The 799-nt window shown below is 25.4% G+C and carries 1 protein-coding gene; it reads left to right on the plus strand.

The window, feature by feature from the left end:
- Nucleotides 1-242 precede the first annotated feature (242 nt).
- Nucleotides 243-758, plus strand: a complete 516-nt coding sequence (locus tag IU405_RS03385; RefSeq protein ID WP_197437207.1) for a hypothetical protein — start codon at nt 243-245, stop codon at nt 756-758.
- Nucleotides 759-799: the final 41 nt, after the last annotated feature.

Genomic DNA, 799 nt, shown 5'->3' on the forward strand with positions numbered 1-799 from the left:
AATCAATACAAAATTGTAGCATTAATTTCACGTATAATTAAATAAGTCATTGTGGCATTGTAACTTTAGATTTTATTTATTTTTCCTTTTCTTCTTTAAAAATTTCTTCACTTTATGATTATAGATAAGTAAACTGTAATGGTGGTTTGGTAAACTCAAATGCCATATTCGTTAACCAATAAAGTTTAATGCTATTTAAAAATTGTTTGTTTGTATCATAAATCTATAAAATCATTTATCTCATGGAAAGAAATTACATCATTAGTACCTTATTATTTTTATGTATGTTTAGTAACACTACTTTACAAGCAAAAGATTCAAAATTTAAAATCATTGAAAAAAAAGACCTTTCAAAATTTGAAAAAGATTCTTGCAATGTTCTTAATAATAAAATTGATGATATAAATCTCTTAGATTTAACAGACAAGACGTTTTTAAGCTACATTTTATCGTTTTCATTAAAAGAAAAAAAATCTAGTCCAAAATCAATATTTGTTTTAATGACAGTGGAAAACTGTAAAAATGAGAAGCTAACAATTAAAACTGAACTTAAGTATAACGAAAAAAACAACATTTGGTCAGCCAAAGAAGGCATGATTCAAAAAAATGATTGCACTTGGAGATTAAGTAGTTACAAAATTTTAGCTTTGAACGAATGTGATGATGAATATCTTACTAAGGAAATAGAAGTGCCCTTATTTAGAACAAGTGATGGCGTATTTGGAAAAAAAAGAACAATAGCAGGGGAAAAGAGTTAAGTAAACCTTAGGAATATAAAAATAATTAGGCAGTGTAAAAG

This window comes from Polaribacter sp. BAL334, from assembly GCF_015767435.1.
Lineage (GTDB): Bacteria > Bacteroidota > Bacteroidia > Flavobacteriales > Flavobacteriaceae > Polaribacter.

What these genes read in the sequence shown, in the direction of transcription:
- IU405_RS03385 (WP_197437207.1), top strand. Translation starts at nt 243, where the DNA reads ATGGAAAGAAATTACATCATTAGTACCTTATTATTTTTATGTATGTTT.